27 protein-coding genes are annotated in these 22,933 nt (G+C 73.0%); 17 read left to right on the forward strand and 10 right to left on the reverse strand.

The genetic code is table 11. The features are described from left to right. Window positions 1–8: 8 nt before the first annotated feature. Window positions 9–272 carry a hypothetical protein gene (locus K7854_RS17525; protein ID WP_226027459.1) on the reverse strand — a complete coding sequence of 88 codons (264 nt, stop codon included), beginning with the start codon at window positions 270–272 and terminating at the stop codon, window positions 9–11. Beyond that, on the reverse strand, window positions 269–619 hold the full coding sequence (locus tag K7854_RS17530) for a DUF6247 family protein (RefSeq protein WP_226027460.1): 351 nt from the start codon (window positions 617–619) through the stop codon (window positions 269–271). Before K7854_RS17530 ends, K7854_RS17525 begins: the two co-directional genes overlap by 4 nt. A gap of 116 nt (window positions 620–735) precedes the next feature. On the opposite strand from K7854_RS17530, the gene K7854_RS17535 reads away from it, so the two are divergent. Then, window positions 736–1,173 carry a Fur family transcriptional regulator gene (locus tag K7854_RS17535; RefSeq protein WP_087808594.1) on the forward strand — a complete coding sequence of 146 codons (438 nt, stop codon included), beginning with the start codon at window positions 736–738 and terminating at the stop codon, window positions 1,171–1,173. A gap of 20 nt (window positions 1,174–1,193) precedes the next feature. Continuing rightward, window positions 1,194–2,159, forward strand: coding sequence for a CAF17-like 4Fe-4S cluster assembly/insertion protein YgfZ (gene ygfZ, locus K7854_RS17540; RefSeq protein WP_226027461.1), 966 nt, complete (start codon window positions 1,194–1,196; stop codon window positions 2,157–2,159). A gap of 18 nt (window positions 2,160–2,177) precedes the next feature. On the opposite strand, the gene dtd is transcribed toward ygfZ, so the two are convergent. Then, window positions 2,178–2,603, reverse strand: coding sequence for a D-aminoacyl-tRNA deacylase (gene dtd, locus K7854_RS17545; protein ID WP_226027462.1), 426 nt, complete (start codon window positions 2,601–2,603; stop codon window positions 2,178–2,180). A 178-nt stretch (window positions 2,604–2,781) separates the two neighbouring features. On the opposite strand from dtd, the gene K7854_RS17550 reads away from it, so the two are divergent. From K7854_RS17550 to K7854_RS17560, 3 genes are all read left to right on the forward strand, one after another. Continuing rightward, window positions 2,782–3,477, forward strand: coding sequence for an RsiG family protein (locus tag K7854_RS17550; RefSeq protein ID WP_226027463.1), 696 nt, complete (start codon window positions 2,782–2,784; stop codon window positions 3,475–3,477). Window positions 3,478–3,566: 89 nt separating this feature from the next. After that, window positions 3,567–4,586 carry an asparaginase gene (locus K7854_RS17555; RefSeq protein WP_226027464.1) on the forward strand — a complete coding sequence of 340 codons (1,020 nt, stop codon included), beginning with the start codon at window positions 3,567–3,569 and terminating at the stop codon, window positions 4,584–4,586. Window positions 4,587–4,676: 90 nt separating this feature from the next. Then, window positions 4,677–5,933 carry a GNAT family N-acetyltransferase gene (locus tag K7854_RS17560; protein WP_226027465.1) on the forward strand — a complete coding sequence of 419 codons (1,257 nt, stop codon included), beginning with the start codon at window positions 4,677–4,679 and terminating at the stop codon, window positions 5,931–5,933. Between the two features lie 158 nt (window positions 5,934–6,091). Here the strand turns inward: K7854_RS17560 and K7854_RS17565 are convergent, their stop codons facing one another. Beyond that, window positions 6,092–6,277 carry a hypothetical protein gene (locus tag K7854_RS17565; protein ID WP_226027466.1) on the reverse strand — a complete coding sequence of 62 codons (186 nt, stop codon included), beginning with the start codon at window positions 6,275–6,277 and terminating at the stop codon, window positions 6,092–6,094. A 153-nt stretch (window positions 6,278–6,430) separates the two neighbouring features. Here K7854_RS17565 and K7854_RS17570 point away from each other — a divergent pair, with 153 nt between their 5' ends. Beyond that, window positions 6,431–7,342 (forward strand): GntR family transcriptional regulator, encoded by a 912-nt coding sequence (locus tag K7854_RS17570; RefSeq protein ID WP_226027467.1) that lies wholly within the window; start codon window positions 6,431–6,433, stop codon window positions 7,340–7,342. 9 nt (window positions 7,343–7,351) lie between these two features. Here K7854_RS17570 and K7854_RS17575 read toward each other — a convergent pair whose 3' ends face one another. Then, on the reverse strand, window positions 7,352–7,540 hold the full coding sequence (locus tag K7854_RS17575) for a hypothetical protein (protein ID WP_226027468.1): 189 nt from the start codon (window positions 7,538–7,540) through the stop codon (window positions 7,352–7,354). Window positions 7,541–7,681: 141 nt separating this feature from the next. Between K7854_RS17575 and K7854_RS17580 the strand changes: the two genes are divergently transcribed. From K7854_RS17580 to K7854_RS17595, 4 genes are all read left to right on the forward strand, one after another. After that, window positions 7,682–8,557, forward strand: a complete 876-nt coding sequence (locus tag K7854_RS17580; protein ID WP_226027469.1) for a winged helix-turn-helix domain-containing protein — start codon at window positions 7,682–7,684, stop codon at window positions 8,555–8,557. Continuing rightward, window positions 8,557–9,333: an HAD family hydrolase gene (locus K7854_RS17585; protein WP_226027470.1), complete on the forward strand. Its 777-nt coding sequence runs from the start codon at window positions 8,557–8,559 to the stop codon at window positions 9,331–9,333. The genes K7854_RS17580 and K7854_RS17585 overlap by 1 nt, the downstream gene beginning before the upstream one ends. A 157-nt stretch (window positions 9,334–9,490) precedes the next feature. Continuing rightward, window positions 9,491–10,594, forward strand: a complete 1,104-nt coding sequence (locus tag K7854_RS17590) for an aminoglycoside phosphotransferase family protein (RefSeq protein WP_226027471.1) — start codon at window positions 9,491–9,493, stop codon at window positions 10,592–10,594. Between the two features lie 9 nt (window positions 10,595–10,603). Continuing rightward, complete coding sequence (locus K7854_RS17595; protein ID WP_226027472.1) at window positions 10,604–11,236, forward strand: TetR/AcrR family transcriptional regulator; 633 nt, start codon at window positions 10,604–10,606, stop codon at window positions 11,234–11,236. A gap of 90 nt (window positions 11,237–11,326) precedes the next feature. Here K7854_RS17595 and K7854_RS17600 read toward each other — a convergent pair whose 3' ends face one another. Then, complete coding sequence (locus tag K7854_RS17600) at window positions 11,327–12,124, reverse strand: SDR family NAD(P)-dependent oxidoreductase (RefSeq protein ID WP_226027526.1); 798 nt, start codon at window positions 12,122–12,124, stop codon at window positions 11,327–11,329. Between the two features lie 152 nt (window positions 12,125–12,276). Between K7854_RS17600 and K7854_RS17605 the strand changes: the two genes are divergently transcribed. Next, window positions 12,277–13,149, forward strand: coding sequence for a helix-turn-helix transcriptional regulator (locus tag K7854_RS17605; protein WP_226027473.1), 873 nt, complete (start codon window positions 12,277–12,279; stop codon window positions 13,147–13,149). Here K7854_RS17605 and K7854_RS17610 read toward each other — a convergent pair. Continuing rightward, window positions 13,127–13,705: a TetR/AcrR family transcriptional regulator gene (locus K7854_RS17610; RefSeq protein ID WP_226027474.1), complete on the reverse strand. Its 579-nt coding sequence runs from the start codon at window positions 13,703–13,705 to the stop codon at window positions 13,127–13,129. The two genes, K7854_RS17605 and K7854_RS17610, sit on opposite strands and share 23 nt — an antisense overlap. A 162-nt stretch (window positions 13,706–13,867) precedes the next feature. Between K7854_RS17610 and K7854_RS17615 the strand changes: the two genes are divergently transcribed. Both K7854_RS17615 and K7854_RS17620 read left to right on the forward strand, forming a co-directional pair. Beyond that, window positions 13,868–14,605 carry an SDR family oxidoreductase gene (locus tag K7854_RS17615; protein WP_226027475.1) on the forward strand — a complete coding sequence of 246 codons (738 nt, stop codon included), beginning with the start codon at window positions 13,868–13,870 and terminating at the stop codon, window positions 14,603–14,605. Window positions 14,606–14,689: 84 nt separating this feature from the next. Beyond that, a complete protein-coding gene (locus K7854_RS17620; protein WP_226027476.1) occupies window positions 14,690–16,786 on the forward strand; it encodes a HelD family protein in 2,097 nt (698 codons plus the stop codon). A 61-nt stretch (window positions 16,787–16,847) separates the two neighbouring features. On the opposite strand, the gene K7854_RS17625 is transcribed toward K7854_RS17620, so the two are convergent. After that, on the reverse strand, window positions 16,848–17,738 hold the full coding sequence (locus tag K7854_RS17625) for an NAD(P)-dependent oxidoreductase (protein ID WP_226027477.1): 891 nt from the start codon (window positions 17,736–17,738) through the stop codon (window positions 16,848–16,850). Window positions 17,739–17,796: 58 nt separating this feature from the next. Between K7854_RS17625 and K7854_RS17630 the strand changes: the two genes are divergently transcribed. From K7854_RS17630 to K7854_RS17645, 4 genes are all read left to right on the forward strand, one after another. Then, window positions 17,797–18,156, forward strand: a complete 360-nt coding sequence (locus tag K7854_RS17630) for a winged helix-turn-helix transcriptional regulator (RefSeq protein WP_226027478.1) — start codon at window positions 17,797–17,799, stop codon at window positions 18,154–18,156. A 148-nt stretch (window positions 18,157–18,304) separates the two neighbouring features. After that, complete coding sequence (locus tag K7854_RS17635; protein WP_226027479.1) at window positions 18,305–18,760, forward strand: helix-turn-helix domain-containing protein; 456 nt, start codon at window positions 18,305–18,307, stop codon at window positions 18,758–18,760. A 22-nt stretch (window positions 18,761–18,782) separates the two neighbouring features. Then, a complete protein-coding gene (locus K7854_RS17640; RefSeq protein ID WP_226027480.1) occupies window positions 18,783–19,424 on the forward strand; it encodes a hypothetical protein in 642 nt (213 codons plus the stop codon). A 113-nt stretch (window positions 19,425–19,537) separates the two neighbouring features. After that, complete coding sequence (locus K7854_RS17645) at window positions 19,538–19,870, forward strand: DUF2516 family protein (protein WP_226027481.1); 333 nt, start codon at window positions 19,538–19,540, stop codon at window positions 19,868–19,870. 43 nt (window positions 19,871–19,913) lie between these two features. Here the strand turns inward: K7854_RS17645 and K7854_RS17650 are convergent, their stop codons facing one another. Both K7854_RS17650 and K7854_RS17655 read right to left on the reverse strand, forming a co-directional pair. Beyond that, a complete protein-coding gene (locus K7854_RS17650; RefSeq protein WP_226027482.1) occupies window positions 19,914–21,386 on the reverse strand; it encodes a PP2C family protein-serine/threonine phosphatase in 1,473 nt (490 codons plus the stop codon). Window positions 21,387–21,656: 270 nt separating this feature from the next. Next, on the reverse strand, window positions 21,657–22,802 hold the full coding sequence (locus tag K7854_RS17655; RefSeq protein ID WP_226027483.1) for a C40 family peptidase: 1,146 nt from the start codon (window positions 22,800–22,802) through the stop codon (window positions 21,657–21,659). Window positions 22,803–22,933: the final 131 nt, after the last annotated feature.

Raw genomic sequence — 22,933 nt, forward strand, 5'->3', positions numbered from 1 at the left:
TCGCCCGGTCACCCGTTCCAGACGATGGTGCAGATGTAGACGCACTCGTGCCGGGGGACCGCGAGGAATTGGATGAAGCCGCGTCCGCCGAAGATGGGGAAGTTCCGTAACCCGCCGGGCTTCCCCTCCGGGCGACTGCCCGCAACCTCGGCTTCTCGTCCGAGGGCGGCGATCTCGGTGGCGATCCGCTCCACCTCGGCCACGACGCCTACGGGCAACCCTGCCGTGAGGTACTCCTCGCTCGGGTTGTACTCCCACTTCCAGTCGCTCACAGACCCGCCTCCGCCTCCGCGTCGGCGTGGATCTTCCGGATCTCCGCGATGGCGTCCGTCGGATCCTCCGTGCCTGCACTCACCACTTCTTCCAGGTGCCGCAGTCGCGCGGCGAGCGTCGGCCGGCGCTGGATCGCCACGAACACTCCCCAGGTGTGGACGAACGTGCGCAGAGGTGCCAGGGACTGCGTCTGTTGCGCGTTGGTGGTCGCCTCGACGAGATCCTCGACGAACGCGGGCACCCGGCTCGGCGTCAGCCTCGCGACCGCGGTACGGAGTGCGTCGGGGGTGAGCGCGGGCATGGGGACAAGGGGCTCGGTGAGTGGTTCCGGGTGGTGAGCGGTCATGAAGTCCTCCGGGGCGAAGGCCGATGTCGATGTCGACGGTACCGATGGCGGCGATGGGCCGGGGCGATTCCCGGGCGTCACCCGATGAAGCGGACCGCCGGGCCTAGACTCGTGGTGTGGTGAGCACCGACTGGAAGAGCGACCTCAGGCAGCGCGGCTACCGGCTGACGCCCCAGCGGCAGCTGGTGCTCGAAGCCGTCGACACCCTGGAGCACGCGACCCCCGACGACATCCTCGGCGAAGTGCGGAAGACGGCGTCGGGGATCAACATCTCCACCGTGTACCGCACGCTGGAGCTGCTGGAGGAGCTGGGGCTGGTCAGCCACGCCCACCTCGGGCACGGTGCGCCCACCTACCACCTGGCCGACCGGCACCACCACATCCACCTGGTCTGCCGGGACTGCACCAACGTGATCGAGGCCGATCTGTCGGTGGCCGCGGACTTCACGGCCAAGCTGCGCGAGCAGTTCGGCTTCGACACCGACATGAAGCACTTCGCGATCTTCGGCCGGTGCGAGAGCTGTTCCCTGAAGGGTTCAACTACCGAGTCGTAAGCGAGTCGTAGGCTGGGCGTATGAAGAGCCCCCTGCTGTCCCTGCCCGGCGCCGTTCCCGCCGAGGGCGTGGACGAAGGCGTCGCCGCCCACTACGGCGACCTGTTCCGCGAGCAGCGTGCCCTCGCCGACGGCACCGGCTTCGTCGACCTGTCCCACCGCGGTGTCGTCACCGTCACGGGCGACGACCGGCTGAGCTGGCTGCACCTGCTGCTCACCCAGCACGTCAGCGACCTGCCGGCCGGCCAGGCCACCGAGGCGCTGATCCTCTCCGCGAACGGCCACATCGAACACGCCCTGTACCTCGTCGACGACGGCACAAGCGTCTGGGCCCACGTCGAGCCCGGCACCCAGGAGGCGCTGATCGCCTACCTGGAGTCGATGAAATTCTTCTACCGGGTCGAGGTCGCCGACCGCACCGCCGACACCGCCGTCGTGCACCTGCCGGCCGGGTCCATCGCCCAGGCCCCCGCCTCGGCCGTGGTCCGCGAGACGCCGTACGGACGTGATCTCTTCCTGCCGCGGGAGGAGCTGGAGGGCTTCGCCGCCGAGGCCGGGCCCGCGGCCGGGATCCTCGCGCACGAGGCGCTGCGGGTCGAGCAGCACCGCCCGCGCCTCGGTTTCGAGACCGACCACCGGACCATCCCGCACGAGCTGGGCTGGATCGGGACGGCCGTGCACCTCCAGAAGGGCTGCTACCGCGGCCAGGAGACCGTCGCCCGGGTGCAGAACCTGGGCAAGCCGCCGCGCCGGCTGGTCTTCCTGCACCTGGACGGCAGCGAGGTCCACCTGCCGCCGAACGGGGCGGAGATCCGCCTCGCGGACGACGGGCCCGACGGCCGGAAGATCGGGTTCGTCACCACGTCCGTGCGCCACCACGAGCTGGGCCCGGTCGCCCTCGCCCTGGTGAAGCGGAACGTGCCGGTGGACGCCCGGCTGACGGCCGAGGACACGGCGGCCGCACAGGAGACGGTCGTCGAGCCGTAGGCCCGTCCGGGGCCCGCCTCAGACCTCGACGAGGATCGTGAACGGGCCGTCGTTCGTCAGGGACACCCGCATCTGCGCGCCGAAACGTCCCGTCGCCACCGTCGCGCCCAGCGCACGCAGCCGGGCGACGACCTCGTCGACCAGCGGTTCGGCGACGTCTCCGGGGGCGGCGGCGTTCCAGGTGGGGCGGCGGCCCTTGCGGGCGTCGCCATAAAGAGTGAACTGGCTGATCACCAGCAGCGGAGCGTCGAGGTCGCTGCACGACTTCTCGTCGTGCAGCATCCGCACCGACCAGAGCTTGCGGGCCAGCTGCGCCGCCTTCTCCTTGGTGTCGTCGTGCGTGACGCCGACCAGGACGCACAGGCCCTCGCCGTCGATCGCGCCCACCGTCTCGCCGTCCACGACGACGCTCGCGCCGTCCACCCTCTGCACCACCGCACGCATCCCGCAATGATGCCGTGCGCCCCCAGGGTGTGGACGGGCGGGGGCGTACGGGGTTTCTTATCACTGCGAACCCCCCATCTGGGGCCGATCGGGGCCGATCGGGGGCACTCGGTCACATAGCGGCCACGTGGGGTGGCACGATGCTTCCAGACGCCGGGCGAGGGGACGGTTGAGGCACATGAGCACGACGAGTACGGGGCGGTCGTTCGGGAATGCCGCGTTGACATGTCCGAGTGGACGGGGCGCTCCGAGCGGTCCGGGTGGCCTGAGCGGTCCGGGTGGCCTGAGCGGTCTGGAGGCGCCCCGGGCGCCCGTGCAGCGCACGGACAGCCCGGAGCTGCCGGCGGATCCCCCGGCGGACCCGCCGGAGCGTGACCTGACCGCGCTGAGCCTGCCGGAGCTGCGCACGCTGCGCCGCCAGGCCCAGCGCGAGGAGGCCGACCTCAGCTATGTACGGCGGCTGCTGCAGGGCCGTATCGACATCCTGCGCGCGGAGCTGGCGGGGCGCGGGCCGGCCTCGACGTCGTCCGTGGTCACCACCGCGGCGACGGGCTCCGTCGTGGACCGGCTGTCGGAGATCCTCGCCGACGCGCCCGCCCGGCAGCGCTCCTCCGCCCGGCACGTGACGCTGGCCACCCCGCGCAGCGAGGAGTGCCGGCGGCTGGCCGCGGAGATGCTGGGCGAGGTGGAGCTGTCCGACCTGACGGCCCGCACCGACGTCGAGCTGTCCGCCGGCCTGGGGCGGCTGGTGCGCTACGAGCAGCAGGTCTCCCGCAGCAGGCAGCGGCTCCAGCGCACGGCGGACGGCTGCAGCGCGGAGATCGCACGCCGGTACCGTGAAGGGGAAGCACAAGTCGACGACCTGCTCGTGTGACACGGGGGCGGCCAGCCGCGCCGCCCCCGGGGCCCGGTGATCCCGGGCCGTCGCCGCGGGCGGTCGCCCGTTCCGGAAGGCCACCGCCGATGCCCGCGCCCCAGCCGTCGCAACCGTCACAGCCGTCGCACGCGAACCAGTCAGCGCCCACGTCCGCCCTGTCGCCCGTCGTGCCGCCCGTCCTCGCCGAGGTCGTCCGGTCCGGCTTCGTCGAGGGGCGGCACCGGGGCAGCCTGGTGGTGCTGGGCGCCGACGGGGCGGTGGAGCTGGCCCTGGGCGAGGTGACGGCGCCGGTCTTCCCGCGCTCCTCCAACAAGCCGATGCAGGCGGCGGGCGTGCTGCGGGCGGGCCTGGACCTGGCCGGGGAGCGGCTGGCGCTGGCCGCCGCCAGCCACTCCGGAGAACCGTTTCACCGGGACCTGGCCCGCAAGATGCTGGACGAGTACGGCCTGGACCCGGCGCTGCTCCAGTGCCCGCCCGACCTGCCGCTGGACGCCGAGGAGCGGGAGACGTACCTGGCCTCGGGCGCCGCGCCCGACCGCGTCACGATGAACTGCTCCGGCAAGCACACCGCGATGCTGGCGGTCTGCGCGCAGCAGGGCTGGCCGCTGGACACCTACCTCGACCCCGAGCACCCGCTGCAGCGGATCATCCACCGGGTGGTGGAGGACGCGGCGGGCGAGCCCGTCGCCGCCGTCGGCACCGACGGGTGCGGGGCGCCGCTGATGGCGATCAGCCTGGTCGGGCTGGCCCGCGCCTTCCGCTCCTTCGTCGCCGCCGAGCCCGGTTCGGCCGAGCGCCGGGTCGCCGACGCGATGCGCGCCCACCCCGAGTACGTGGCCGGCAGCCGCCGCGCCGACACCTGGCTGATGCGGGAGGTGCCGGGCACGCTCTCCAAGATGGGCGCCGAGGCCGTGCAGGCGGTGGCCCTGCCGGACGGCCGCGCCCTCGCCTTCAAGATCGAGGACGGCGCGTCCCGGGCACTGGGCCCGGTGCTGGCCCGCGCCCTGACGCTGCTGGGCGTGGACGGGCCGGTCGTCGAGCGCATCGGGCGCGCGCCCCTGCTGGGCGGCGGCCGGGAGGTGGGGGAGATCCGGGCGTCCTTCTGACGTCCGGGGCCCTCGGGTGATGTCCGGGGCCCTCGGGGCCGCCCCGATAATCCGCGCGACGCGGCCGGTCGGGCGATCTACCGTGAGCGTATGAGCCGCCGTACCGAGATAGACGTACGCCCCATCACCGAGGCCGAGTTCCCCGACTGGAACCGGGCACTGAACACCGGGTTCCTGCAGCCGCCCGCCGTGGCCGAGGAGCAGTTGGAGGCCCGGCGCCGGCAGTTCGTGCCCGGCCGGTCGCTCGGCGCCTTCGACGGCGACCGGTGCGTGGCGACCTTCCGGTCCTTCGACCAGGAGCTGACCGCCGTCGGCGGCGCCCCCGTCCGGGCCGACGCGGTCTCCAACGTCACCGTCACCGCGACCCACCGCCGCCGCGGCCTGCTCACCCGGATGATGGCGCAGGACCTGGCCGCGGCGAAGGAACGCGGGGACGTGGTCGCGACGCTGATCGCGGCGGAGTACCCGATCTACGGCCGGTACGGCTTCGGCCCCGCCACCACCCTGACCGAGTGGACGGTCGACGTGCCCCGAGCCGGCCTCGACCGGCGCTGGGCGGCCCCGGAGGACGGCGGGCGGATCGACCTCGTGGACGGCACGGACGTCCGCAAGCTAGGCCCCGGGCTGCACGAGCGGCTGCGCCGGGCCCAGCCGGGCGCGGTCAGCCGCACCGAGCTGTGGTGGCAGGCCCGGACCGGCGTGGTGAACATGAACGGCACGCCGTGGACCGAGCCCTACTACGCCCTGTACCGCGCGGCGGACGGCGAGGTCGAGGGCCTGGCCGCATACCGGACCGACGACCGCTGGGGCGACGCCAAGCAGCCGCTGAACACGGCGACCGTGGACTGGCTGCTGGCCGTGACCCCGGCCGCCGAGCGCGCGCTGTGGCACTACCTGTGCTCGATCGACTGGGTCCAGACGGTGAAGAGCGGCTGGCGCTCCCCGGACGACCTGCTCCCGCACCTGCTGCCGGACCCGCGCGCCGCCCGCATCACCACGCAGGCCGACTGGCTGTGGGTGCGGATCCTGGACGTCGCGCAGGCGCTCACGGCGCGGACGTACGAGGGGCAGGGGTCGGTGGTGCTGGAGGTCGTGGACCGTGCGGGGCTGACCGGCGGGCGGTGGCGGCTGACGGCGGGTCCGGACGGGGCGTCCTGCGTGCCGGCCACCGAGAGCGCCGATCTGGTGCTCGACGTCGGCGAGCTGGGGGCGCTGTGGCTGGGCGACGCCTCGGCGGTACGGCTGGCGGCGCTCGGCCGGGTGCGGGAAGAACGAGCGGGCGCCGCCCGTGTGGTCGACGCCCTGCTGCGTACGTCCAGGCGGCCTTGGTGCCCGGACATGTTCTGAGGTGACTCCCTTCGGCCGGTGACGGTGGACCTGCGCATCCGTAGCGCGGTGTTCTTCGTGCTCTTCAGTTGTGGTTGTGGTTGTTGTGCGTGGTGCCTGCCGAGCGGCCGGGCTCCCGGCTCCCCTCCGGAACGGGGCCCGGCCGTCGGCGCGTCGGTTCAGCCGGACTGGGCGAGCAGCATCACGAGGATCACCGCGCCCACACCGCCGATCATGGTGTTCTTCGCCTTGATGCCGATGGACAGCGCGACGAACGCGATGATGCCCATCGTCCCGTACTTCCATTGCACGAGCTGCTCGAACCCGATGGCCAGAGCCGCGACGACGATGGCGATGAGCGGCATGGTGTACCCCCTGTCACCGTGGTGGCCAACCCCCGTGAGGCTCGACCACGTTGCTCAAGTTGGCTGCCAACTTCACTGTACTTATCTCCGCTTGGAAGCGGCTCATAACCACCTTTCCGTGAACTGCCAAAAGATGGCGAGAAGTTGTAGGGTTTGGTCGTGGAGCCGGAACACGCCCCCGTCAACGGGCGGAAGAGACCGCAGCGGCCACAGACAACACATCGAGAGGTGGCCGACGAGCTGCGCGCCCGGATCAGGTCCGGTCGGCTGCGGCCGGGCCAGCGCATGCCCACCCAGGCCCAGTTGGCCGACGAGTTCGGCGTGGAGCGCGGCACCGTCCGCCAGGCCCTGCGCATCCTGCAGTCGGAACGTCTGCTCACCAATGTGTCCAAGGGGAGCCCCGCGACGGTCACGTCCGACCTGTACGGCTCCCGGGCCGGCGCCGAGGCGCAGCCGATGCCCACCACGGTGGCCCTCGCCTCCCGGATCGCGGCGGCCTTCGACGCCGAGCACGTCGAGATCGACGCGCTCTGCCTGACCTCCGTCTCCCTCACCCTCGCCATCGGCGAGCCGCTGCGCCAGATCCACGCGGGGCGCATGAAACCGGCCAAGGTCGACGTCCGGGTCCTGCTGCCGAGCAGCGCCATCGATCTCGCCTTCCCGGTGGCGGTCGCGGGCGGCGCGGCGGGCGGCCCGGTGCACGAGCGGTGGCTGGCGATGCGCAACGCCCAGGGCCAGGTGCTCCAGCACAACCTGCTGAGCCTGCGCGCCACGCACGGCATCGACGTGCGCGTCTCCTTCCGGGCGCTGCCCTTCACCCCCCCGGTGAAGCTGTACGTCCTCAACGGCAGCGAGGCCCTCTTCGCGTACTACACCCTCAGCCGGCGCGAGCAGGAGATCGACCACGAGCAGCTGGAGATGTACGACGCGGAGGGCATCCGCTCGACGCTGTTCGCCTTCGAACAGGGCGGTGGCCTGCGCGACGGCGTGTTCGTGAAGCAGTCCCGGCTGTGGTTCGACGCGCTGTGGGGGACGATCAGCTCGGAGCTGCAGCTCACGACCTGACCGCCCCCGTCACAGTGCGGGACCCGCGACCAGGAGGGCCAGCAGCACCGCTCCGGCGGAGCTGACGGAGGGGCTCTTGGCCTTGACCCCTACGGTGAGCAGGAGCAGGCCGACGATGCCGGTGGCACCGTACTTCCACTGGACGATCTGCTCGAAGGCGATGACGAAGACCGCGGAGACCAGGGCGAGGACGGGCATGGTCTTTCCCCCCTTCGGGAAGCTAAACTTTCGCCAACATGGCGAAGTTGGCAGCCAACTCTCCCTAGGTTGTCCCCACTTGGCTGCTAGCTATAAACAAGTTTCAAACAACTCCCTATAGGTAGGTCGAAGTTGTAGCGTTTGGTCGTGACCCAGGAGAACGTGTCCGTGAACGGCAGCAGAAGGCTCTCGTCCCAGGAGATCGCCGAGGCCCTGCGGGAGCGGATCCGCGGGGGAGACCTCAAGGCGGGTGACCGCCTGCCCACCCAGGCCGAGCTGGCCGAGGAGTTCGGCGTGGAGCGCGGCACCGTCCGCCAGGCGCTGCGCGCGCTCCAGGAGGACGGCCTGCTCACCAACGTCAGCAAGGGCAGTCCGCCGCGCATCGCCGAGCCCGCCGCGCCGCGGGCCGAGCCGCAGCCGACGATGGTGGCACTGGGACCGCGCCTCGCGGAGGCGTTCGCGGCACCGCGCGTGCGGGTCGACGTCGTGTGCCACACCTCGGAGACGCTGATGCTGGCCCTCAGCGAGCCGCTCCGCCTGATCCACGAGGGCCGCATCCACCCCGAGGCGATCGACTTCCGGGTGCTGATGCCCTCCCGCGACATCGCACTCGCCTTCCCCGTCCTGGTCGAGGACGAGGAGGACGACCCGGTCCACCAGCGCTGGCTGCAGATGCGCAACGCCCAGGCCCGCGTCCTCAGGCACAACCTGCACGCCGTGCGCTCCACCCACCGCGTCGACGTGCGCATCGCCTTCCGCGCCCTGCCGTTCACCCCGCCGATGAAGCTCTACCTGCTCAACGGCGAGGAAGCCCTCCTCGGCTACTACATGCTGACCCGGCGCGAGGAGGAGTACGAGAGCCGGACGCTCCAGATGTACGACGCGCTCGGCTCCCAGTCGCTGCTGTTCTCCTTCCTGAAGCGGACCGGCCACCGGGACGCGGTGTTCGTGGCGGAATCCCAGAAGTGGTTCGACGCCCTCTGGGAAACCATCACCACGGACATGACACTCTCCTAGTGACTTCCGATACGGATCAGACGGAACCGGTGGGCGAGCGGGCCGGCCGGGACGAGCAGCCCGCGGCCCTGCGCGACCTGGTCGTGGGCGCCCGCGTCGTCCTGTGGGACTTCGACGGCCCCATCTGCCGCCTGTTCGCGGGCTACTCGGCGGACCGGGTGGCGGGCGAACTGGTGGACTGGCTGGAGCGGCTGGGCCTCAAGGACCTGCTCACCCAGGAGGAGCAGGTGCACCCCGACCCGCACGTCCTGCTGGCCGCGGTCAACCGCAGACACCGGCAGAGCGACCTGGTCGCCGAGTTCGAGGAACGGCTGACCCGGGAGGAGCTGCGCGCCGTGCCCACGGCCTGGCCGACCGCGTACGCGGACGCCCTGATCCGCACCTGGTCCGCGCTCGGCGTCGGCCTCGCGGTCACCACCAACAACGCGCCCCGCGTCGTGAGCGAGTACCTGGCGACCCGGGGCCTGCTGGGCTGCTTCGCCCCCCACATCTACGGCCGCACCGGCGACCCGCAGCTGCTCAAACCCGACCCCTACTGCCTCAACCGCGCCCTCAGCGCGATGGGCGCCGCCCCCGCCCGGGCCCTGATGGTCGGCGACTCCGCCTCCGACGTGACCGCCGCCCGCCGGGCCGGAGTCCCCTTCCTGGGCTACGGCCACAACGAACGCAAGGTGAAGATCCTCAAACAGGCGGGCGCGGAAACGGTCGTGGACTCCCTGGAGCCGGTGCTGCGGCTGCTGTGGGAGGCGGCTGGGGCGGGAGCGGACCGCGCCTGAGCCGTCGCCCGCGTCGTACACCTGCGCAGCCGTTCGTCTTGCGGAGGGACGGCGCGGTGGTGTCCGTCGGGGTTCCGCGTGGACGGTGGCGGCAACAGGAGTACCGTTTTCCCACTCCTGCACCTCCGCAAGGGTCCCGGGCGAAAGAAAACGGTAGATGTCGCCTCATCCGACCTCCCCCGCCAGGCTCCGCGCCGTCGGCGTGAGCGGTGACGAGAGCACGGTCGAGGGCCCGCTGCGGGGCTACCACCACGAGACCTACGTGGTACCGCTGCCCGGAGCGACGGGCGCCACGGGACGCTGGAAGTGCCGGGAGCCGCGCAGCGGCCTGCTGTGGTTCGACCGCCGGTGCTTCGTCTCGGAGGAGCAGCTGCTGCGCGCCCTGCAGGGCCGGATCACCCATGTGCCGGACGTCTTCGAGGTCGACGGGCTGCCCCTGCAGCGGTTCGTCGAGGGCCACACCCTCGGATCGCTGCACGGGGCCGGCCGGGCGGTGCCCGAGGAGTTCACCGGGCAGATCCTGCGGCTGTTCGGCGAGATGGCGGCCGTGACGGCGCCGACGCTGCCGGCGGAGCGGCGCTGCCTGCCCGAGGACCGGCCGGCGGACGGCGACACCGACGGCTTCATGGAACGGCTCGTCTGCTTCACCGAGCAGCGCGTCTACGCGGAGAACCTGCCGCGGTTCGGCTCCCTCTTCGCGGCCCTGGGGCTGGACGACGACGCGTTCAAGCGCCTGCGCAAGCACGTCGCCGGGCTCCGGGAGCGTCCGTTCTGCCTGCTCCACGCCGACCTGCACCGCGAGAACATCATCGTCGACGCGGACCGGCGACTGTGGACCATCGACTGGGAACTGGCGATGGTCGGCGATCCGCTCTACGACCTCGCCACCCATCTGCACCTGATGCGCTACCCGTCCTGGCAGGGCCCCGGGGTGGCGGAGCAGTGGCGCCGCACGGTCGAGGCCGTGCGGCCCGGCGGCACCCGCGGCTGGCGCGAGGACCTGGGGCGGATCGTCGGCTACAAGAGGGCCCAGTCGGTCTTCACCGACGTGGTCCGCGAGGCCGTCTCGCTGGGCCGCCGGGCGCGGTCGGCCGGTCCCGCGGTCGAGTCGGCCGCCGCCAGGCTGCACACCGTCCTGACCGGCGCGGCCCGGCCCCTCGGACTCGAATCGGTACCCGGTGCCGCCGAGATCGGCACCGCCCTCGTGCGCTGGGGCCGCACACGTCCGGACGACGAGGGGCCCACGCCGGACACCCCCTAGGCTCGCCCCATGAACGCCCCCGGTCTGCGCGAACGCAAGAAGCAGCGGATGTACAGGACCCTGTCGGACACCGCCGTCGAACTCTTCCTGGAGAAGGGCTTCGACGCGGTGTCCGTCGCGGAGGTGGCGGCCGCGGCCGAGGTCTCCAAACCGACGCTCTTCCGGTACTTCCCGGCCAAGGAGGACCTGGTCCTCTACCGCATCGCCGACCACGAGGACGAGGCGGCCCGGGTGGCGGTGCAAGGCCCCACGCCGATCGAGGCGCTGCGGCGGCACTTCCTGGCGGGACTCGACCGGTGCGACCCGGTGACCGGGCTCAACGACCACCCCGCCGTCCTCGCCTTCCACCGGCTGCTCTACGGCACCCCGGCCCTGGTCGCCCGGATGCACACCCAGCTGGAGCGGTCCGAGGCCGCGCTCGCCGAGGCGCTCGGCGGCGACCTGTCGGCCAGGCTGGCGGCCGGGCAGATCATCGCCGTGCAGCGGATCCTCGCGCTGGACAACTGGCGGCGGATCGCCGCCGGGGAGCGGGTGGAGGACGTACGGGAGGACGCGGTGGCGGCGGCGGAGCGGGCGTTCGCCGGACTGGCCGCAGGTCTGGCGGCGGGGCTGCCGGGGGCGGCCGGGCCGTCGACGGGGTGAGGGCACCGGTGGCACTGACCGCGTTGACCGCACCGGTCCCGGGCGGGAGCCGGACCGGCCCGGGCCCTGCGTCCAGTGCCGCCCCGCCGCTCAGGCGCCCGCGCCGCCGTCGACCGGCACGATCGCGCCGGTCACCCACGAGGCGCGGTCGCTGAGCAGCCACCCGGCGACCTCGGCGACCTCACGGGGCTCGGCCATCCGGCCGAACGGGGTCGCCGCGTTGTTGCGCTCGATGATCCCGGGGGTCTCCGCCTCCCAGGCGTCGATCATCTCCGTGGCGGTGCCGCCCGGCGTGATGCCGTTCACCCGGATGCGGTCGGCGGCCCAGCTCACCGCGGCGGTCTCGGTGAGGCTGTTCAGCGCGCGCTTCATGGCGCCGTACGCGGGCAGGGCCGGGTTGGCGCGGCGGCTGCCGATGCTCGACGTGTTGACGATCGCCCCGCCGCCGTGCCGTCGCATCAGCGCGGCCTCGGCGTTCATGGCGGTCCAGTGCGAGCGGAAGTTCACGGCGAACTGCGTCTCGACGTCCTCGTCGCTCGTCGTGTCGAGCGGGCCGGGCCGCTGGATGGCGGCGCCGTTGTTGAAGGCGCCGTCGAGCCGGCCGTGCAGGTCGGACACGTGGTCGACGGCGGCGCGGATGCTCGCGGGGTCGGCGAGGTCCATGCCGACGGCGTCGGCGACACCGCCCTCGGCGCGGATCTCCTTCACGACGCGGTCCAGGGCGTCGGTACCGCGGGCGGCGAGCACGACGGCGGCGCCCTCGGCGGCGAAGAGCCGGGCCGCGGCCGCCCCGATGCCGCGGCTGGCACCGGTGATGAACAGGACCTTGCCGGTCAGCAGGCCGATGGGTGCGCTGTGGACGGAGTCCGTGGGGTGCGTGCTGCTCATGTGGTTCGTGCTGTCCGTGGGGTGCGTGCTGTTCGTGGCATGCGTGGGGTTCATGTCGTTCGTCATGGCCACAGCGTCCGGCCGGCCGCCGGGCGGATACAGGCACAGGCTGTACCAGGCACCGGTCGCCGCGCCGCGTGCAGACTTGGGGTATGGACAAGAAGGAACTCGGGGTGTTCCTCCGCAGCCGCCGCGAGCGGCTCCGGCCGGAGGACGTCGGCCTCCCCTCGGGCCCGCGGCGCCGGACGCCGGGCCTGCGCCGCGAGGAGGTGGCGGTCCTGGCGCACATCTCCACCGAGTACTACGTCCGCCTCGAACAGGGCAGGGCGCCGCGCCCGTCGGGCGAGGTCCTCGCCGGGATTTCGGACGCCCTGCGGCTCACGGACGCCGAGTCCGGCCACCTCCACGTCCTCGCGGGCACCGCCCCGAGCCGTACCGGACTGCACCGGCGCGATGTCCGCCCGAGCATCCTCGCGCTCATCGAACGGCTGCCGCAGACGGCCGCCTTCGTGGTCTCCGCCACGCACGACGTGCTGGCCTGGAACGGCCTCGCGGCCGCGCTCATGGTGGACTTCGCCGAACTGGCCCCCAGGGACCGCAACCTCGCGCGCTGGGCGTTCCTCGGCACCACCCACACCGGTACGGTGCTGTACGAGAGCTCCCACGGCGCGGACTTCCGGATGCACGTCGTCATGGGACTGCGGTCCGCCCTCGCCCGGTACCCCACGGATCCCGCGGTGCGCGGACTCGTCGACGAACTGTCCGACGCCAGCCCCGAGTTCACCCGGCTCTGGGAGCGGCACGACGTCCAGGCCGCGCCGACGCTCACGAAGACCTTCCGGCACCCGGTCGTCGGGGAGGTCACCGTCGACTGCGACTCGCTCACCCTCGACGACCGCGACCAGCGCCTGGTGCTCTACTCCGCGCCGGCCGGATCACCGGGCGCCGAGGCCCTGGCGCTCCTGGACGTACTGGGGACGGGGAGCCGGACGGACCGGCACCTCAGCGCGGCCGCCCGACCGTGAGGCCGTCCAGGGCGAGGTCGAGCAGGCGCTCCGCCTGCGGACGGTGCTCGGCGCCCGCCGAGGTGAGGGCGATGCCCTCCAGGGCGGCGCTGACGTCGGCGGGCCGGATGTCGGTGCGGATCGCCCCGGCGGCCGTGCAGGCGTCCATGAGCGAGGCGATGGCGGCCAGGATCATCTCCCGGCTGTGACCGTACGGGTTGCTCCCCGTCGCGGCGATGGCGCGCAGGGCGTCGATCATGCCGTACTTGGCGGTCACGTAGTCCAGGAAGAGGCGGGTCCAGGCGCGCAGCGCCTCCAGGGGCGGCTTCGTCGCCAGCAGGGTGGGGGCCGCGTCGCACAGGTGCGCCACCTCGTTGCGGTAGACGGCCTCCACCAGCGCCTCGCGGGTGGGGAAGTTGCGGTACAGCGTGGCGCTGCCCACTCCCGCCTCCTTGGCGACGCGCTCCATGTGGGCGTCGAGCCCCTCCGTCGTGAACACGTGTACCGCGGCCGCGAGGATCTTCTCCCGGTTGCGCCGCGCGTCGGCCCGCAACGGCCGTTGCGCTCCCTCGGCCATGTGCGCTCCCTCTCCTGTTCCGAGTGCTCCGCTTGCTAAGTGGGGGCGTCCCCACTTAGCCTCGAAGAAGCTAAGTGGAAGTGTCCCCACTTCCGCCGCAGCCCACTGTAGGCCAGCGCGCCGAGCGCCTGCCTGCGTACACCGCTTCCGGAAGGACCCGCCATGTCGGGCATCAAGGGCAAGGTCGTCGCGCTCACGGGCGCCAGCAGCGGCATCGGGGAGGCGACGGCGCTCCATCTCGCGGAACGGGGGGCCCGCCTCGTGCTCGGAGCCCGGCGGGAGAAGCGGCTGAACGCCGTGGTGGACCGGATCACGGAGCGGGGCGGCACGGCCGTCGGGTGCGTCGTCGACGTGACGCGCCGCGCGGACCTGCTGCGGCTGACCGGCGCGGCGGTCGACCGCTTCGGCCGGCTCGACGTCCTGGTCTCCAACGCGGGCACCATGGCGGTCTCGCCCTTCGACGAGCTGCGGCAGGACGACTGGGACGCCATGGTCGCCACGCACGTCACGGGCCTGCTGAACGGCATCGGGGCGGCGCTGCCGGTCTTCCGGCGGCAGCGCTCCGGGCAGTTCGTCAACGTCGCCTCCACCGCCGCCTACGTCGTGAAGTCGCCCCAGGGCGTGTACGCGGCCACGAAGGCGGCGGTGAAGGTGCTGACCGAGGGGCTGCGCCAGGAGTCCGGGCCCGACCTGCGCGTCACCCTCGTCTCGCCGGGCTTCACCGACACGGAGGGCGTGGGCAAGGGGGCGAGCGCGGAGGCGGCGGCGGAGCTGGTCCGGCAGCGTGATGCGATCGCCATGCCGCCCTCGGCCGTCGCATCCGCCATCGGTTACGCGATCGAGCAGCCGGACGGTGTCGACATCAGCGAGATCGTCGTACGCCCCACGGCTCAGGGCTGACGGGGTGGCCGTGCGGGCCGTCCCGCCCTTGCTCACTCGGTAAAATATGTGACTCGGTCACGTTATTCCGCTAGGCTTGCCGGAATGACGTCGACCGACACCGCCCTCCAGAGCGCCCTCGACCGCGAACGCGCCCACCACGAACACTGCCGGACCGTCCTCGCCGCGATGGTCGAGGGCGCCCAGGAACACGTCGTCACCGGCGAGGACGTCTCCGCCTCCGGTGCCGACGCCGAGGTCCTCGGGTACCGGCTGCGCAGCCGGGCCAAGGAGATGCGCGAACTGCCCCCGGGGCCGCTCTTCTTCGGCCGCCTGGACTTCGCGGAAGCGGCAGCAGAAGGGGAGGAGGAAGCGGGCAGGGCGGAGGAAGCGGAGAGGGAAGGGCAGGAGAGCGAGCGGGCGCTGCACATCGGGCGGCTGCGGATCACCGAGCACCCGGCCGCCCCGCCCCTCGTCGTCGACTGGCGCGCCCCCGTCTCCCGCGCCTTCTACCAGGCCACCGCGGGCGACCCCCGGGGCGTGGCCGTCCGCCGCCGCTTCGGATGGGCACCCGGCAGCCGCGGCGAGAGCGCCGACCTCACCGGCATGGAGGACGAGCACCTCGGCCGGGGCGAGTCCCGGGCCAGCGCCATCGTCGCGCGGGAGATCGAACGCCCCCGCGTCGGGCCCATGCGGGACATCGCCGCCACCATCCAGCCCGAGCAGGACGACCTGGTCCGCGCCGGTCTCGGCACCACCGTCTGCGTCCAGGGCGCCCCGGGCACCGGCAAGACCGCCGTCGGCCTGCACCGCGCCGCCTACCTGCTCTACACCCACCCGCAGCGCATCCAGCGGGGCGGACTGCTGATCCTCGGCCCCAACCCGACCTTCCTCTCCTACATCGCCGAGGTGCTGCCCGCCCTCGGCGAGAGCGGCGTGCGGCAGTCCACGCTGGCCCGGGAGATCGCCCGGCACCCGGTCACCCGCACCGACGACGCCCGGACCGCAGCCCTCAAGCACGACGCCCGGACGGCCGAGGTGCTGCGCCGCGCCCTGTACGCGCGCGTGGACCCTGGCGCCGCGGGCGACCTCACCGTGCCGGACGGCTCCTACCGCTGGCGGGTCCCGGCCGACGCGCTGGCCCGCGTCGTCGCGGACGTACGGCGGGAGCAGCCGCCGTACACCGTCGGGCGCGAGCGGGTCAGGGCCCGGATCGTGCGGTACGTCCAGGAGCGGGCCGAACGGCGCGCCGGGCCGCGGACCAACGCCTGGCTGCGCCGGGTGGAGCGGGCCCGGCCGATCGGCGCCGCCCTCGACGCCGTATGGCCCCGGGTGCGCCCGGAGGAGGTCCTCGCCCCGCTGCTCGCCGACCCGGCCGAACTGGCGCGGGCGGCCGACGGTGTGCTGGACGAAGAAGAGCAGCGGGCGCTGCTGTGGACGGGGCGGGCACCGCGGTCGTGGAAGTCGGCGCGCTGGTCCGCCGCCGACCTGGTCCTGCTCGACGAGGTCGCCGGGCTCCTCGAACACCCCGAGGGCTACGGCCACATCGTCGTCGACGAAGCCCAGGACCTCTCCCCGATGGAGTGCCGGGCCATCGCCCGCCGGTCCGCCTTCGGCTCGCTCACCGTCCTCGGCGACCTGGCCCAGGGGACCACGCCGTGGGCCGCCCGGTCCTGGCCTGCCGTCCTCGCCCACCTGGGCCGCCCGGACGCGGCCGTGGTGCCGCTGACCACCGGGTTCCGGGTGCCGCAGAAGGTGGTGGGTCTCGCCAACCGGCTGCTGGCGCGGCTCGACGTGGACGTGCCCCCGGCGCGTTCGCTGCGCGGCGACGGCGAGCTGACGCTGCGCGAGGTCGCGCCGGGCGCCGTGCCGGAGGCGGTCGTGGCCGCCGTACGGCACGCACTCGCCCGGGAGGGCTCGGTGGGCGTCGTCGCCGCCGACCCGGACGTGCCCGGGCTGCGGGCGGCCCTCGACGCGGCCGGCGTCGCGGCGGCGGGGCCCGAGGAGCTGGGCGCCCGGGTGGCCGTCGTACCGGCGAGCTTGGTCAAGGGCCTGGAGTACGACCACGTCGTCGCCGTCGAACCGGCGGCGATCGTGGCGGCGGAGGGGCCCGGGGGGCGGGGCCTGCACCGGCTGTACGTGGTGCTCACCCGTGCGGTGTCCCGCCTCGACGTGGTGCACGCGCGGCCGCTGCCGTTCTGACGCGCCGGCCCCTCCGCCTCTCCGTCTCTCCGCCCTTGGTCGTTCGGCCCCCTTCGTCCGGTCAGCGCCCGGCGATCACGTCCGCGACCCGGGTGTACCCGTCCGAGCCGTGCCCCCGCGCGACGACCCGGCGGGCCTGCCCCTCGATCACCCGCATCAGGCTCGCGTCGATGCCGTGCGCCTCGGCGGCGTGGACGACGTGCGCCATGGTCGAGACGGCCGAGGTGATCGGGTTCAGCTCCCCCGAGTACGTGCCGGCGTCGGTGTCGGCCGCGAACTCCGTGAACAGCGGCGGCAGGATCGCGGCGATGCCCTGTGCGAACGGCGCCAGCTCGGCGCCGGTGACGCCCTCCGCCCGGGCCACCGCGAGGGCGTGCACGTAGCCCGCCATCGCCGTCCAGAAGATGTCGAGCAGCGCGATGTCGTAGGCCGCGGCCCGCCCGGGGTCCTCGCCCAGGTGGGTGTGGGTGCCGCCGAGCGCCGCCAGCACCGGCCGGTGCTCCTCGTACAGCTCCGCGGGGCCGCTGTGCAGGAAGACGGCGTCGTCGGTGCCGATGGTCGGGGCGGGGGTCATGATCGCGCCGTCCAGGTAGCGGACGCCGTGCCGGGCGGCCCACTCGGCCGTGTCCCGGGCGCGGCCGGGGGTGTCGGCGCTCAGGTTCACCAGGGTGCGGCCCTTGAGGGCGGCGGTGACGGATTCCTGGCGCAGCACGGCGTCCGAGGCGTCGTAGTTCACCACGCAGACCACCGTCAGCGGCGAGGCGGCGACCGCCTCCTCGGCCGACCCGGCGGCCCGCGCGCCCGCCGCGACCAGTTCGGCGTCCCGGCCCGGCGTGCGGTTCCAGACGGTGGTGGACACTCCCGCAGCCAGGAACGCGGCGGCCAGCGCCCGGCCCATCGGGCCCAGGCCGACGACGGTGACGGCCGAGGGCCGGTCGGTGTGTGCGGACATGATTCAACTCCCGTAACGTGAAGAACAATTGCTGATGAATGGGGAATGGGGGCACCTCATGGCACACCGGCGCCACGATCCGAACGTCTGCGGAGTGACCGCCGCGATCGCCGTGATCGAGGGCAAGTGGAAGACCACGCTGCTGTGGCTGCTGGAGTCCGGACCGCACCGGCCGGCCGAGCTGCGCCGCAAGGTGCCGGGACTCACCGAGAAGGTGCTGACCCAGGCGCTGCGCGAGATGGAGGCGGACGGCCTGGTGGACCGCCGGGTGTACGACGTGCTGCCGCTGCGGACCGAGTACTCCCTGACCGCCTTCGGCCGCGATCTCGCCGAGGCCCTTTCCCCCCTCTCCGACTGGGGCCACCGCCGCCTGGACCGGCTGGCGGGACCGGAGGCCGCCGCCCGCACGCCGTCCTGACGCCCGCCTGCCCCCTCAGTCTCCGACGGGCGCGGCACGTTGCCCAGTACGCACAAAAAGGTGGGTACGCCGGGCCGGGCTGCCAGGCCGGACACACTTTTGCAAGCAGGTGCTTGCAAAAGTTAGCGCGAGGGCGCATGCTGGAGTCATGGCATCGCTCAACGTCGGCAATCTCGGTGAGTACCTGCGCGAGCAGCGGCGCAACGCGCAGCTGTCGCTGCGGCAGCTCGCCGATGCCGCGGGCGTTTCCAATCCGTACCTGAGCCAGATCGAGCGCGGGCTGCGCAAGCCGAGCGCGGAGGTCCTCCAGCAGGTCGCCAAGGCGCTGCGGATCTCCGCCGAGACGCTGTACGTCCGCGCCGGGATCCTCGACGCGGAGCGGGACCGGGACGACGTGGAGACGCGTGCGGTCATCCTCGCCGACCCCTCGCTGAACGAGCGGCAGAAGCAGGTGCTGCTCCAGGTCTACGAGTCCTTCCGCAAGGAGAACGGGTTCGGGGCCGACGCGGACGCGGGCGCGGACGCGGATCCGGACTCGGGTGCCGGCGTCGACGTCGATGCCGCTGTCGACGGGGCTGAAACAGTAAAAAACCCTCATTCATAAGCAATTCCGGAGGACCATCGCCATGGCCATCACCGACGACCTGCGCAAGACCTTCAGCGACCCCACCCCGCTCTACTTCGCCGCGGGCACCGCCGACCTCGCCTTCCAGCAGGCCAAGAAGGTGCCGGTGCTGGTGGAGCAGCTGCGCGCGGAGGCCCCGGCGCGGATCGACGCCGTGCGCAACACCGACCCGAAGGCCGTCCAGGAGAAGGCGACGGCCCGCGTCAAGGAGACCCAGGGGAGCCTCCAGGCCAAGGCCAACGAGCTGTTCGGCTCCCTCGACGCCGACTTCAAGAAGCTCGGCGAGACCGCTCAGGACCTCGCGCTGCGTTCCGTCGGCGTCGCCGCCGAGTACGCCGTCAAGGCCCGGGAGACCTACGAGAAGGTCGCCGAGCGCGGCGAGCACGCGGTGCGCGCCTGGCGCGGCCAGGCCGCCGACGGCATCGAGGACCTCGCCGAGGACGTGGAGGACCTCGCCGTGGCCGTCGAGCCGGCCAAGCCCGCCCCGGCCAAGCCCGCGACCGCCAAGCCCGCGACCGCCAAGTCCGAGCCGGTCCGGGTCACCGAGGACAAGTCCGCGGCGGCGAAGAAGACGCCCGCCCCGCGCAAGGCCCCGGCCAAGAAGAGCACCACCGCCAAGAAGACCACGCCGCCCGCCAAGTAGGGCAGCGCGCGAGGAGCGGGGAGCGGGCCGGGCACCCTTGGGGTGTCCGGCTCGTTCTGCGGGTACGGTGACCGCGTAATGACGATCCGATTCTGGTGGTGGACGTTGTGCTGATGCAGGGGTTCGCAGGCTTCATGTGGCTGCTGAGCATCGCCCTGATCCTTTTCAGCGGCTTCGCTTTGATCGACGCCGCCACGCGCCGCGAGGACGCCTACCGCGCGGCCGACAAGAAGACCAAGCCCTTCTGGCTGATCATCCTCGGGCTCGCCTTCGTGGTGAACCTGATCTTCAACATCCTGTCGTTCCTGCCGATCATCGGCCTCATCGCGACGATCGTGTACATGGTCGACGTACGGCCCGCGCTGCGCGGTCTGTCCGGTGGCGGCCGCAGCCGCCGCGGCTCCAGCAGCGACGGCCCCTACGGCCCGTACAACGGCGGACGCTGACCCCGTAGGGCGGACGCCGACCCCGCGGCGGGGACCGGGCGGCTCAGGCCGTCCGGTCCAGCAGGACCACGGCCAGGTCGTCCGCCAGCTCGCCGCCGTTGAGTTCGCGGACCTCGTTGACGGTCGCCCGCAGCAGCTCCTCGCCGGTCAGGCCCTCGGCGAGCTGGCGGCGGACCACCTCCACCATGCCGTCCTGGCCGAGCCGCTCCCGGCCCCCGCCGACGTGGCCCTCGATCAGACCGTCGGTGTAGAGCATCAGGCTCCACTCGGCGCCCAGCTCCACCTGCATCCGCGGCCAGCGGGCGCCCGGCAGCAGCCCCAGCGCCGGGCCGTTGTTGTCGTAGGGCAGCAGCCGTGCGGGCATGCCCGGGCGGCTGAGCAGCGGGGACGGGTGCCCGGCCAGGCACAGGCCCGCGCGCCGGCCGTCCGGCGAGATGTCCACGGCGCACAGCGTCGCGAAGATCTCGTCGTCCGCGCGCTCGTGCTCCAGCACCTGCTGGAGCGTGCCCAGCAGCTGGTCGCCGCAGAGCCCCGCCAGGGTCAGCGCCCGCCAGGCGATCCGCAGCTCCACGCCGAGCGCCGCCTCGTCCGGGCCGTGCCCGCAGACGTCGCCGATCATGGCGTGCACGGTGCCGTCCGGGGTGCGGACCACGTCGTAGAAGTCGCCGCCGAGCAGTGCGCGCGAGCGGCCCGGACGGTAGCGGGCGGCGAAGCGCAGCGGGGAGCCGGCCAGCAGCGGGGTGGGCAGCAGCCCGCGTTCCAGACGGCGGTTCTCCTGCGCCCGCAGCCGGCCCTCGGCCAGCCGCCGCTCCGCGGAGTCGGACCGCTTGCGCTCGACGGCGTAGCGGATCGCGCGGCTCAGCAGGCGGCCGTCCAGCTCGTCGCGGAACAGGTAGTCCTGCGCGCCGACCGCCACGGCCTCCGCGCCGCGCTCGGCGTCGCTGGAGGAGGTGAGGGCGAGCACGGCGTGCCGGGGCGCCAGCTCCAGGACGTGCCGGAGCACCGCCAGCTCGTCGTCGCCCTCCGCGTCACCGGTGCCGTGGCCGGCGCCGTCGCCGCCGGTGCGGGCCGGGGCGGGGGCCGACAGGGCGAGGTCCAGCAGGATGCAGTGGACGTCGTCGGTGAGCAGCCGCCCGGCCTCGGTGAGGTTGCGCGCGGTGCGGACGCGGATCGGCTTGCCCGCCTGGTCGAGCAGGTCGGGCACGATCGGCGAGCCGGCCGGGTCGTCCTCGATCAGCAGCACGGTGAGGTTCGTGGGGGCCGCGCTCTCCGTCCGGCCGCTCTGCGCCCGGTCGCTGCCGGTGCCGGTGTGGGTGCCTGGGCTGGTGTCCGTGGGGTTCTCGCGCTTCTCCGTGGTGGTCTCCCGGGCTTTCTCGCGCCGGGTGGTGGGGTTCTCGGCCGGGTGCGTCCCGGGCGGGGCCTGTTCCTTGGAAGGGCCGCTGTCCGGGGACGCGGCGGGCGCCTGACCACACTCCACGGCCGGGATCGCCCTCTGCCGCGGTACGGGTACGGGCATCGTCTTGGTTTCCTTCCCTCCCCCCGAGGGCATGGCGGGGCGAGGGACCTCGACCCACCGACGGGGACCATAGCGGGTGACGGCGCCGCTGCGGAATGGTCCAGAACACGTCGGGCGGCCATCGGCCACTGTCATATGCCGCGTTATCGCCCGCAGTTGGACACGTCGACCGAGGACCCGGGATGACGAACGTCACGCGGGGCGGGCCGCCGGGCGTGGACTGGGTCACGTGGCCCGTCTCACGCCCCCGGCGCGCAGCGGTGGCCCGCGTCACCCCTTGGGCGCGGATGCCTGCGCCGGTGCCGGGTCCGGCCGGACCACGCCGAGGATCGGCATCGAGCCCGCTCCAGCGAGGGTGATCGAGCGCCCCGGGCGCGGGGCGTGCACCATGGAGCCGTCGCCGACGTACATGCCGACGTGGCTGGCGTCGTCGAAGTAGATGATCAGGTCGCCGGGGCGCATGTCCTTGACGTCGACGCGCTTCAGCTGCTTCCACTGCTGCTGCGAGGTGCGGGGGATCGCCTGCCCGGCCGAGATCCAGGCCTGCGAGGTCAGGCCGGAGCAGTCGTAGGACTTCGGGCCCTCGGCGCCCCACTGGTACGGCTTGCCGATCTGGGCGGTGGCGTACTCGACCGCCTTGCGGCCCCGTTCGGTCGCCTCGGCGTCGAGGTCCTCGAGGATGCCGGAGTCGAGCCAGGCGGTCTGCGCCTTGGCCTGCGCCTCCCGCTCCAGCCGGGCGAGCCGCTCCTTCTCCTCCGTCTCCAGCTCGGACTCCAGCTTCTCGGCCGCCGCGATCTGCTTCTCGATCTTCTTCTGGGCGGTGGCCTTGGCCTTGCGGTTCGCCTCCAGCTCCTTGAAGCGGGCGGAGGCGTCCGCCGCGTAGGCCTTGAGGTCCTTCTGGACGCGGGTCAGCTCGCCGAGCAGGCCCTTGGTGGCGCGCTGGCCCTGGAGCACCCGGCCGGTGCCGTCGAGGAAGTCCTCGGGGTCGTCGCTCAGGACCAGCTTGGCCCCGTCGGGCAGTCCGCCGGTGCGGTACTGGGCGCGGGCCGCGGCGCCGGCGCGGTCCTTGAGGTCGTCCAGCTCCTCCTGGCCCTTCACGATCTTCTTGGCCAGCTCGACGATCTCGGCGTTCTGCTTCTCGGCCTGCTCCTCCGCGGCGTTGTACTCCTCGGTGGCCGAGGCCGCCGCGCGGTAGAGCTTCTCGAGCTTCTCGCGTACGGCGTCCAGGTCCTTGCCGGGAGTGGCGGTCGGGGCGGTCGGGGCGGCGGAGGTGCCGGACGTGCCCGGGGACGGTGACGAGGAGGGCGGGGCCGAGGGGCCCGGGTCCGCGAACGCCGTGCCCGGCGCCGCCAGCACGGTGATCGCGCAGACCACGGTCACGGCAACGGTCGTCAAGCCACGCTTCCCCGTACGCATACCCCGCCCCCAAGCTGATTAACCGTCAGTAACTTAGCTCGCTCCGGGGATCGTGCCATGCCGTCGCGAAAAGCGACAGAGGCCGTGCTTTCCTCCCGCTTCCCCCTTCGACGGCTTCCCCGGGTGTGTGA

Origin of the sequence: Streptomyces hyderabadensis (assembly GCF_020404845.1) — a bacterium.
Classification (GTDB): Bacteria; Actinomycetota; Actinomycetes; order Streptomycetales; family Streptomycetaceae; genus Streptomyces; species Streptomyces hyderabadensis.

Coding starts and splice junctions, on each gene's coding strand:
- K7854_RS17605 (WP_226027473.1), top strand. CDS start 12,277: ATGGACAAGAAGGAACTCGGGGTGTTCCTCCGCAGCCGCCGCGAGCGG.
- K7854_RS17630 (WP_226027478.1), top strand. CDS start 17,797: ATGGCACACCGGCGCCACGATCCGAACGTCTGCGGAGTGACCGCCGCG.
- K7854_RS17635 (WP_226027479.1), top strand. CDS start 18,305: ATGGCATCGCTCAACGTCGGCAATCTCGGTGAGTACCTGCGCGAGCAG.
- K7854_RS17565 (WP_226027466.1), bottom strand. CDS start 6,277: ATGCCGCTCATCGCCATCGTCGTCGCGGCTCTGGCCATCGGGTTCGAG.
- K7854_RS17655 (WP_226027483.1), bottom strand. CDS start 22,802: ATGCGTACGGGGAAGCGTGGCTTGACGACCGTTGCCGTGACCGTGGTC.
- K7854_RS17620 (WP_226027476.1), top strand. CDS start 14,690: ATGACGTCGACCGACACCGCCCTCCAGAGCGCCCTCGACCGCGAACGC.
- K7854_RS17530 (WP_226027460.1), bottom strand. CDS start 619: ATGACCGCTCACCACCCGGAACCACTCACCGAGCCCCTTGTCCCCATG.
- K7854_RS17600 (WP_226027526.1), bottom strand. CDS start 12,124: ATGAGCAGCACGCACCCCACGGACTCCGTCCACAGCGCACCCATCGGC.
- K7854_RS17610 (WP_226027474.1), bottom strand. CDS start 13,705: ATGGCCGAGGGAGCGCAACGGCCGTTGCGGGCCGACGCGCGGCGCAAC.
- K7854_RS17640 (WP_226027480.1), top strand. CDS start 18,783: ATGGCCATCACCGACGACCTGCGCAAGACCTTCAGCGACCCCACCCCG.
- K7854_RS17615 (WP_226027475.1), top strand. CDS start 13,868: ATGTCGGGCATCAAGGGCAAGGTCGTCGCGCTCACGGGCGCCAGCAGC.
- K7854_RS17595 (WP_226027472.1), top strand. CDS start 10,604: ATGAACGCCCCCGGTCTGCGCGAACGCAAGAAGCAGCGGATGTACAGG.
- dtd (WP_226027462.1), bottom strand. CDS start 2,603: ATGCGTGCGGTGGTGCAGAGGGTGGACGGCGCGAGCGTCGTCGTGGAC.
- K7854_RS17555 (WP_226027464.1), top strand. CDS start 3,567: ATGCCCGCGCCCCAGCCGTCGCAACCGTCACAGCCGTCGCACGCGAAC.
- K7854_RS17550 (WP_226027463.1), top strand. CDS start 2,782: ATGAGCACGACGAGTACGGGGCGGTCGTTCGGGAATGCCGCGTTGACA.
- K7854_RS17645 (WP_226027481.1), top strand. CDS start 19,538: ATGCAGGGGTTCGCAGGCTTCATGTGGCTGCTGAGCATCGCCCTGATC.
- K7854_RS17625 (WP_226027477.1), bottom strand. CDS start 17,738: ATGTCCGCACACACCGACCGGCCCTCGGCCGTCACCGTCGTCGGCCTG.
- K7854_RS17650 (WP_226027482.1), bottom strand. CDS start 21,386: ATGCCCGTACCCGTACCGCGGCAGAGGGCGATCCCGGCCGTGGAGTGT.
- K7854_RS17575 (WP_226027468.1), bottom strand. CDS start 7,540: ATGCCCGTCCTCGCCCTGGTCTCCGCGGTCTTCGTCATCGCCTTCGAG.
- ygfZ (WP_226027461.1), top strand. CDS start 1,194: ATGAAGAGCCCCCTGCTGTCCCTGCCCGGCGCCGTTCCCGCCGAGGGC.
- K7854_RS17590 (WP_226027471.1), top strand. CDS start 9,491: ATGTCGCCTCATCCGACCTCCCCCGCCAGGCTCCGCGCCGTCGGCGTG.
- K7854_RS17560 (WP_226027465.1), top strand. CDS start 4,677: ATGAGCCGCCGTACCGAGATAGACGTACGCCCCATCACCGAGGCCGAG.